The organism is Vibrio sp. 2033 (assembly GCF_033339735.1).
In genome coordinates this window covers 1-878 of the sequence record NZ_JAWOVC010000183.1, presented here as the reverse complement: position 1 = coordinate 878, position 878 = coordinate 1, and the positions used below count along the sequence as shown (strand labels likewise).

Genomic DNA, 878 nt, shown 5'->3' with positions numbered 1-878 from the left:
AAGAATACGCCTTTCTTTTATCACTGATTAATACATCTAAAGCGGAGCAGTAAATGAAGCTTACCCCAGTGTCAGCGGCAGTACTTTCGGTACTAGCTGCCAGCCAAGTGCACGCCAAATCTGACGTTTTCTCTATGGAAGAGGTTGTGGTGACGGCGAATCGGATTGAACAACCTGTGTCTGAAGTAGCAGGCAGCGTTGCGGTTGTCACCAGCGAAGAGATTGAACAAAAGGGCGAAACAGAGCTTTATGATGCGCTGCGTCACGAGCCTGGGGTAAGTGTGTCAGGTGGCGCTGGTCGTCCACAAAACATCACGATTCGGGGCATGACGGGTAATCGCATTATGATCATTCGTGACGGCATTCGCTCTGCAGACGGTTTTGGTGCGAATGACAACAATGACAAAGTGGGCCGCGACACGTTCGATCTATCTACTCTTGAATCATTAGAAGTAGTGAAAGGGGCAAGCTCCTCAGTCTTGGGCTCTGGTGCCGTTGGTGGCGCTGTGATTTTAAAATCCAAACAGCCGGGCGAGTTTTTAGAAGATCGTGACTTTTATGTTGACGCCACGGGCACTTATACAGGGATCAGCAATAAATACAAAGGCGCGAGCAATTTGGCATTTCGTTCTGGCGATACGGAAAGCTTGGTCAACGCGGCTTATTGGCAAGGTGAAGAGACGCGTAACTTCAGCCAAGATTTGTACAATCGTGATTTGGATGGTTACAGCGCGTCATACGCCATCAATCATTTCTTCAGTGATGAAGTGATGATCAAAGCGCGTGCCGAACTCTATCGACAAGACCAACAACGCCTTGAAGGTTCGTCATCCATACAAAAAGATGGCAAGTGGCATATCGAAGATTTTGCAGAAGAT

The 878-nt window shown here is 48.1% G+C and carries 1 protein-coding gene; it reads left to right on the top strand.

The window, feature by feature from the left end:
- Positions 1-53 precede the first annotated feature (53 nt).
- Positions 54-878, top strand: an 825-nt coding sequence (locus R7P74_RS25465) for a TonB-dependent receptor plug domain-containing protein (protein ID WP_318123423.1), incomplete at its 3' end; no start/stop codon positions are given.